The organism is Phenylobacterium sp., assembly GCF_030693805.1.
Lineage (GTDB): Bacteria > Pseudomonadota > Alphaproteobacteria > Caulobacterales > Caulobacteraceae > Phenylobacterium.
This window is the reverse complement of record NZ_JAUXZW010000070.1, coordinates 1-6,946: the sequence shown is the minus strand read 5'-3', so window position 1 is coordinate 6,946 and position 6,946 is coordinate 1. Positions and strand designations below refer to the sequence as shown.

The window sequence follows — 6,946 nt, the reverse complement described above, 5'->3', positions numbered from 1 at the left end:
CGGCGAGCAGTCCCTGGTGCGGGTCACCCGCGACGAAGCCGGCGGCCCCGCCGCGCTGAAGGCGCCGCTGGCCGGGGTCACGCGGATCATCCAGTTGCCCGATCCCGGCGCCGGCGACACCCTGACCGTCGCCACCGCGCTCGGCCCGAGCAAGGGCCTGCCGTCACGCCGCGAGTACGTGCAGATGGCGCTGCTGCCGTCGATGCAAGGCCTGGCGGTGGAGTCCTATGTCGAGGACCTGCTGGTCGCCCGCGACGGCGACATCCTGCGCATCGGCCGGCCCCGGGGCCTGAGCCTGTCCCCCGCCTGGGCGTCGCGCCAGCACGAGGCTTCCGTCGGGCTCGGCGCGCCGCAACCCGCCGCCATGCCGGCGATGATCGGCGCCGACTGGGCCAAGACCGGCTCCGGCGGCTTCCTCGCCCGCTACAACGCCCTGCTCAGCGCGGCCACCGACGAGAGCGGGGCAGGGCGCGACGCGCCGACCGACGCGCGCATGGCGCTCGCCCGCTTCCTGGTCGGCAGCGAACTGTCGTTCGAGGCGATCGGCGTGCTCAACGACGCGGCCCGCGCCAAGCCCGGGCTGATGGACGATCCGGAATTCCGCGGCCTGCGCGGCATCGCCCGGGTGATGGCCCGCCGCTACAAAGAGGCCCAGGCGGACTTCTCGTCTCCGGTGCTGGCCGACGATCCGTCCAGTGGCCTGTGGCGCGCCTACGCCGCCGCCCAGCTCGCCCAGTGGCCGGAGGTGCGCCAGCAGTTCGCCGTCGGCGCCCAGGCGTTCAGCATGTTCACGCCGATGTGGAAGGCGCGATTCGCCACCGCCGACGCCCAGGCGGCCCTGGCGCTCGGCGACCTGGACGGAGCGACGGCGCGGATCAACCTCGCGATGATGGACCCGCCTGGCTCGCTGGAAGTGCTGGCCACCCGCCTCGTGCAAGCCCGCGTCGTCGAGGCCCAGGGGTTCAAGGACCGGGCTCTGCGCATCTACACCGCGATCAGCCGCGCGCCGGTCGAGCAGCTCTCGGCGCCGGCGCTGTTGCGCGCCACCCAGATCCGCATGGAGAGCGGCAAGATCACCCCCGTCCAGGCGGCCAACGTGTTCGACGGCCTGCGCTACCGCTGGCGGGGCGATGCGACCGAGCTGGAGACCATCCGCCTGCTGGGCCGGCTGTATCTCGACCAGGGACGCTACCGTGAGGCGCTGGAGGCGCTGCGTTCGGCGGGCCAGCGGCTGCCGGACCTGCCTGAGGCGCTGCAGTTGCAGGCCGACCTTGCGGCCGCCTTCCGCGCGCTGTTCCTGGAGGGGATGGCAGACGGGCTCGAGCCCGTTCAGGCGCTGGCGCTGTTCTACGACTTCAAGGAGCTGACCCCGATTGGCGCCGACGGCGACCTGATGGTGCGCAAGCTGGTGCGCAGGCTGGTCGACGTCGACCTGCTGGACCAGGCGGCCGAGCTGTTGAAATACCAGGCCGACAACCGTCTGGAGGGCCCGGCGCGCTCGCAGGTGGCGACCGATCTGGCGCTCATCTACCTGATGGACCGCAAGCCCGAGCAGGCGATTCAGGCGATCAACAATTCCCGCACCACCGTGCTGCCCACGGCGCTCAACAACGAGCGGCGGCTGATTGAGGCGCGCGCCTGGAGCGCGCTGGGCCGAAACGATTCGGCCCTGGAGATCCTCGGCAAGGACGCCTCGCGCGACGCCGAAGAGCTGCGTGGCGAGATCACCTGGCGCCAGAAGAACTGGGCCGGAGCCGGCGGACTGTTCGAGAAGACCCTCGGCGAGCGCTGGAAGAATTCCGACCCGCTGTCCACCGAGGATGAGGGCCGCCTGCTGCGCGCCGGCGTCGCCTACAGCCTGGCCGGCGACGACGCGGCGCTGTCTCGGCTGCGCGAGCGCTATCAGGGCTTCTACGAACAGGCGCGCAATCCCGAGGCCCTGCGCGTCGCGCTGTCCGGCGTAGGCGACGGCCCGCTCAGCGTCGGCGACTTCGGCCGCATCACCGCCGACAACGAAGCCTTCGCCGGCTGGGTCGACAAGATGAAGCAGCGTTTCAAGCAGGCCCCGCCCAAGCTCCCCGCCGCTGCGGCGAAACAGGCCCAGGCCGCCGCTCCGGCTCCGGCGAAGGGGTAGTCGGCGTCCCTCAACTCCGCTCACCCCGGCGAAAGTCGGGACCCAAGCGGGCATTCAGCGGCAAATCGTGGATCAGCTTGGGCCCCGGCTTTCGCCGGGGTGAGCGGAGTGGGGTCTCAACCCCCGCCAGCGCCGCGCTGGAAGCTTTCCACCAAGCTGCCGCAGACCAGGCGCCATCCGTCCACCAGGACGAAGAAGATCAACTTGAACGGCAGGGACACCACCACGGGGGGCAGCATCATCATGCCCATGCTCATCAGCACGCTCGCCACCACCAGGTCGATCACCAGGAACGGTACGAACAGCAGGAAGCCGATCTCGAACGCGCGCTTCAGCTCGGAGATCATGAACGCCGGCGTCACCACCTGGATCGGAGTGTCGGCGATGGTGCGGGGCCGTTCGATCTTCGACAGCCGCACGAACAGCGCCAGATCCTCGCGGTCCACCTGGCTGAGCATGAAGGTCTTCACCGGCGCGCCGGCGGCGTCGAAGGCGGCGGGCAGCTCCATCTGCTGGTCAAGCAGCGGCTTGATCCCGTCGTCGTAGGAGCGTTGCAGGGTGGGGCCCATGACGATGGCGGTGAGGAACAGCGCCAGGCTGATGATCACCGCATTGGGCGGGCTCTGTTGCAGGCCCAGCGCCGTGCGAAGCAGCGACAACACCACCACAATGCGCACGAACGAGGTGGTCATGATGACGATGGACGGCGCCAGCGACAGCACCGTCATCAGCCCGATGAGTTGGACGACACGCTCGGTCAAGCCAGCGCCGGTGCCGAGGTTGATGTTCAGCGCCTGGGCCGCGGCGGCCATCGGGAAGATCAGGCTGGCCAGGGTCGTGACGGCGGCCAGCATGGCGGCGCGCTTCCAGTCTGCGGCGGGCAGGGCGCCAATGGCGGCGAACGGTCCGCGCATCACTGAGGCTCCTTGGCCGCACGGCGGCGCGATGCAGCCGGCGCTTCGGGCAGCAGCTGGCCTTCGCCCAGCAGCAGCAGCCGTTCCTGTCCGTCGCAGGAGATCAGCACCAGGCGGCGGGCGGGATCGAGCGCCAGGCTCTCCACCACCGCCAGGCGGCGTTCCTTGCGTTGTGGGATCAGGCGCGTGAGCGCATCGGGGCCGAACTTGCGCAAGGCCACGGCGGCCAGACCCACGAGGCCAAGGGTCACGGCGAGCGCGAAGACCGCGCGGGCGAATTCGGCGAAATCCATGGCGTTCTGCTGCGTCGGACTGCGGCTGGCGCGCGGCGAAAATCACCGGCGTCTCAACGGTTTGCCGCAGGGGTCTTAAGGAGCGATTAACCCTGTTTCTTCACCATGAGGCGATGGACTTGGCAGGCATTCCCCTGTTCGCGATGCTGCGCAGCCGGCTGGGCTATCTGTCCGAGCGCGAGCGGGTGATCGCCGAGAACGTGTCGAACTCCGACACGCCTGGCTATCGTCCCCAGGATCTGAAGCCCTTCAGCTTCGAGGCGCGGGTCACCGCCGCCATGAGCGCGGCGGGCGGCCAGGCCATCACCCAGCCCGGCCACATGACATCGCCCAGCGTCCGGCGGCCGGGAGTCAAATCGATCCGTACGCACGACTCTGAAACCACGCTCGACGGAAACTCCGTGGTGCTGGAGGACGAGATGCTGAAGATGACCGACGCGCGGATGAACTACGACGCGGCGATCGGATTCTATCAGAAATCCATCAACATGCTGCGGCTGGCCACGCGTCCGCCGGGCCGCGGTTAGGGGCGCTAGGTGGCTGAGATCAAGCCGACGTCAGGCGCCACGCAATCCATCGCAACTTCCGCCTTGCGCGCCCAGCAGGCGCGGATGCGGATCATCGCCGAGAACCTGGCCAACGCGAACTCGACCTCGCGCACGCCGGGCGGCGACCCGTACCGGCGTCAGACTCCGGTGTTCGCACCGGTGAAGGTCGACGGCGGGACGGGCGTGAAGATGGTCCGCGTCGAACCCGACCGTAAGGATTTCCGCACCGAATACGAACCGGGCCACCCGTCCGCCGACGCCACGGGCTATGTGAAACTGCCCAATGTCGACAGCCTGATCGAGGCGATGGACATGAAGGCCGCCCAGCGGGCTTACGAAGCCAACCTCAACGTCATCGAGACGGCGCGCGCCATGGAGATGCGCACCCTCGATCTGTTGAAGAAGTAGGGGCTAGGCCATGATCAGCCCCATCGCCGTCGCCAAGGCCTACGCCGCCGTCCAGAACCAGGCCGCCGCCGCCGCGCCGCAGGTCGCTGTCGAGGAGAAGGGTGGGTTCGGCGACCTGCTGAAATCGGCGATGACCGACGCGATGAAGTCGTCGAAGACCGCCGAGACCCAGATCGCCAAGCAGGTGCAGGGCAAGGCCGAGCTGATCGACGTTGTGACCGCCATCTCGGCCGCCGAAGCCAGCCTGGAGACGGTGATGGCGGTGCGCGACCAGGTGATCGCCGCCTACCAAGAAATCATGCGGATGCCGATCTAGGGGCGGATCCGCGACGACGGCCCTGGCGGATCCGCCTGGCCTTCGTGCTAGGCTCGCTCGCATGGGGCCGACTCCGATCATCGATATTGTCGACGTCGAGAAGCGATACGGCGCGCACGCGGCTCTGGCCGGCGTCAGCCTGAGCATCGCAGCCGGCGAATTCGTCGCCCTGGTGGGCGCGTCCGGCTCCGGCAAGACTACGCTGCTGAAGACTATCAACCGACTGGCGCCCGCCGATGCTGGCGTCGTGCGCGTGGCGGGCGAGGATGCGCGCGCCGCCGCCCCGCATGAGCTGCGTCGCCGTATCGGCTATGTTTTCCAGGAGGTAGGCCTGTTTCCGCACATGACCGTCGCGGAGAACATCGCCATTACGCCGAAGCTGCTGGGTTGGGACAAGGCGCGGATCGATGCGCGGGTGACCGAGCTCCTGAGCCTCGTCGCCCTGCCGCCGGAGACGGGCGCGCGACTGCCGGCGGCGCTGTCCGGCGGCCAGCGCCAAAGGGTCGGCGTCGCCCGCGCCCTGGCGGCCGAATCCTCGATCATGCTGATGGACGAACCGTTCGGCGCGCTGGACCCGCTGACCCGCGACGCGCTGGGGACCGACTACCGCGCCCTGCACGACCGGTTGGCGCTCACCACGGTGATGGTCACCCACGACATGGCCGAGGCTGTGCTCCTCGCCGACCGCATCGTGGTGCTGAAGGCCGGGCACATCGTCGCCGACGGCGCGGCGGCTCACCTGCTGGCGAGCGCCGAGGATCCCGATGTGCGCCTGCTGCTCGACGCGCCGCGTCGCCAGGCCGAACGATTGAGCGCGCGGCTGTCCGAGACGCCGGCATGAACGAGCGCCTGGACGCCGCCTGGGCGCTGCTGCCCGAGTACCTGGGATGGCACGTGCTGCTCAGCGCCAGCGCGCTGCTGTTGGGGCTGGCGATCAGCCTGCCGCTGGCGATCGCCGCCAGCCGCAGCGCGCGGCTGCGCTGGCCGGTGCTGACCGCCGCCAGCCTGATCCAGACGATCCCCAGCCTGGCGCTGCTGGCGCTGTTCTACCCGTTGCTGCTGGCGATCTCGGCGTTCAGCACCACAACCTTCGGCCACGGCTTCTCGGCGCTCGGCTTCCTGCCGTCGCTGCTGGCGCTGACCCTCTATTCGATGCTGCCGATCCTGAGGAACGGCGCGGCGGGCATCCTGGGCGTCGACCGCGCGGTGGTGGAGGCCGCCGACGGCGTTGGCATGACGCCGACCCAGCGTCTGTTCCAGGTGGAGTTGCCGCTGGCCGCTCCGGTGATCATGGCCGGCGTACGCACCGCCGCGGTATGGACCATCGGGGCCGCGACCCTGTCTACGCCCGTCGGCCAGACCAGTCTGGGCAACTACATCTTCGCCGGCCTGCAGACCGAGAATTGGGTGTCGGTGCTGTTTGGTTGCGCGGCCTCTGCCGTGCTGGCGATCGCCGTCGACCAACTGCTGGGACTGATCGAGGCGGGCGCGGCCAAACGAGATCGCCGCCGGGTCATCGCTGGCGCCGCGGGCCTGATCATCGGCGTCGCCATAGCTCTCACGCCGCTGGCGGGCCTAGGGTCCACCCACGCCTACACGATCGGCGCGAAGAACTTTTCCGAGCAGTACATCCTGGCCGAACTGATGGCCGAGCGGCTGGAGCGCGGCGGCGCCCAGGTCAGCCGCAAGGAGGATCTAGGCTCGGCGGTCGCCTATCGCGCTCTGGCCGCCGGCGAGATCGACGCCTACGTGGACTATTCCGGAACACTCTGGACCAACACCCTGAACCGCCAGGACAATCCCGGCCGCGCCGCGGTGCTGGCTGGAATCACCAAGGACCTGGCGGCCCGCGACGGCGTGCAGGTTCTGGGCTCGCTGGGCTTCGAGAACGCCTATGCCCTGGCGATGCGCTCAGACAAGGCCAAGGCGCTAGGGATCGTCAGTCTGGACGATTTGGCTCGAGAGGCGCCCAAGCTCACTTTCGGGGCGGACCTGGAGTTCCTCTCCAGGCCGGAATGGAAAGCGATCGACGCGGCTTACGGGCTCAAGTTCAAGGCCAAGCGGTCGTTCCAGCCGACCTTCATGTACCGGGCGCTGGCCGGCGGCGACGCCGACGTGATCTCGGCCTTCTCCAGCGACGGGCGCATCGCCGCCGACAAGCTGGTGGTGCTCACCGATCCCAAGGGCGCGATCCCGCCCTACGACGCGGTGATCCTGATCTCGCCGAAGAAGGTCGGCGACACGCGCCTCATCGAGACGCTGAGGCCGCTGGTCGGCGCGATCCCCGTCGAGGCCATGCGGGCGGCGAACTACAGCGTCGACCGCGACCAGGG

The 6,946-nt window shown here is 69.2% G+C and carries 8 protein-coding genes; 6 read left to right on the top strand and 2 right to left on the bottom strand.

Annotation, left to right across the window (positions count from 1 at the left end; all coding sequences use genetic code 11):
* The coding region (locus Q8M88_RS03175; RefSeq protein ID WP_305594800.1) for an endoglucanase at positions 1–2,134 on the top strand (2,134 nt) is incomplete at its 5' end.
* A gap of 116 nt (positions 2,135–2,250) precedes the next feature.
* On the opposite strand, the gene fliP is transcribed toward Q8M88_RS03175, so the two are convergent.
* Together fliP and Q8M88_RS03165 are read right to left on the bottom strand one after the other, a co-directional pair.
* On the bottom strand, positions 2,251–3,048 hold the full coding sequence (gene fliP / locus Q8M88_RS03170) for a flagellar type III secretion system pore protein FliP (RefSeq protein ID WP_305594799.1): 798 nt from the start codon (positions 3,046–3,048) through the stop codon (positions 2,251–2,253).
* On the bottom strand, positions 3,048–3,341 hold the full coding sequence (locus Q8M88_RS03165) for a flagellar biosynthetic protein FliO (protein WP_305594798.1): 294 nt from the start codon (positions 3,339–3,341) through the stop codon (positions 3,048–3,050). The genes fliP and Q8M88_RS03165 overlap by 1 nt, the downstream gene beginning before the upstream one ends.
* A gap of 113 nt (positions 3,342–3,454) precedes the next feature.
* Between Q8M88_RS03165 and flgB the strand changes: the two genes are divergently transcribed.
* From flgB to Q8M88_RS03140, 5 genes are all read left to right on the top strand, one after another.
* Positions 3,455–3,868, top strand: coding sequence for a flagellar basal body rod protein FlgB (gene flgB / locus Q8M88_RS03160; RefSeq protein WP_305594797.1), 414 nt, complete (start codon positions 3,455–3,457; stop codon positions 3,866–3,868).
* Between the two features lie 9 nt (positions 3,869–3,877).
* Entirely contained in the window at positions 3,878–4,297 is a 420-nt protein-coding gene (flgC, locus tag Q8M88_RS03155) for a flagellar basal body rod protein FlgC (protein ID WP_305594796.1), read from the top strand.
* 10 nt (positions 4,298–4,307) lie between these two features.
* On the top strand, positions 4,308–4,613 hold the full coding sequence (gene fliE / locus Q8M88_RS03150) for a flagellar hook-basal body complex protein FliE (RefSeq protein ID WP_305594795.1): 306 nt from the start codon (positions 4,308–4,310) through the stop codon (positions 4,611–4,613).
* Between the two features lie 61 nt (positions 4,614–4,674).
* A complete protein-coding gene (locus Q8M88_RS03145) occupies positions 4,675–5,454 on the top strand; it encodes an ATP-binding cassette domain-containing protein (protein ID WP_305594794.1) in 780 nt (259 codons plus the stop codon).
* On the top strand, positions 5,451–6,946 hold a 1,496-nt coding region (locus Q8M88_RS03140; RefSeq protein ID WP_305594793.1), incomplete at its 3' end, for an ABC transporter permease/substrate-binding protein. The genes Q8M88_RS03145 and Q8M88_RS03140, both read left to right, overlap by 4 nt.

What these genes read in the sequence shown, in the direction of transcription:
- fliP (WP_305594799.1), bottom strand. Translation starts at nt 3,048, where the DNA reads ATGCGCGGACCGTTCGCCGCCATTGGCGCCCTGCCCGCCGCAGACTGG.
- flgB (WP_305594797.1), top strand. Translation starts at nt 3,455, where the DNA reads ATGGACTTGGCAGGCATTCCCCTGTTCGCGATGCTGCGCAGCCGGCTG.
- Q8M88_RS03165 (WP_305594798.1), bottom strand. Translation starts at nt 3,341, where the DNA reads ATGGATTTCGCCGAATTCGCCCGCGCGGTCTTCGCGCTCGCCGTGACC.
- Q8M88_RS03145 (WP_305594794.1), top strand. Translation starts at nt 4,675, where the DNA reads ATGGGGCCGACTCCGATCATCGATATTGTCGACGTCGAGAAGCGATAC.
- fliE (WP_305594795.1), top strand. Translation starts at nt 4,308, where the DNA reads ATGATCAGCCCCATCGCCGTCGCCAAGGCCTACGCCGCCGTCCAGAAC.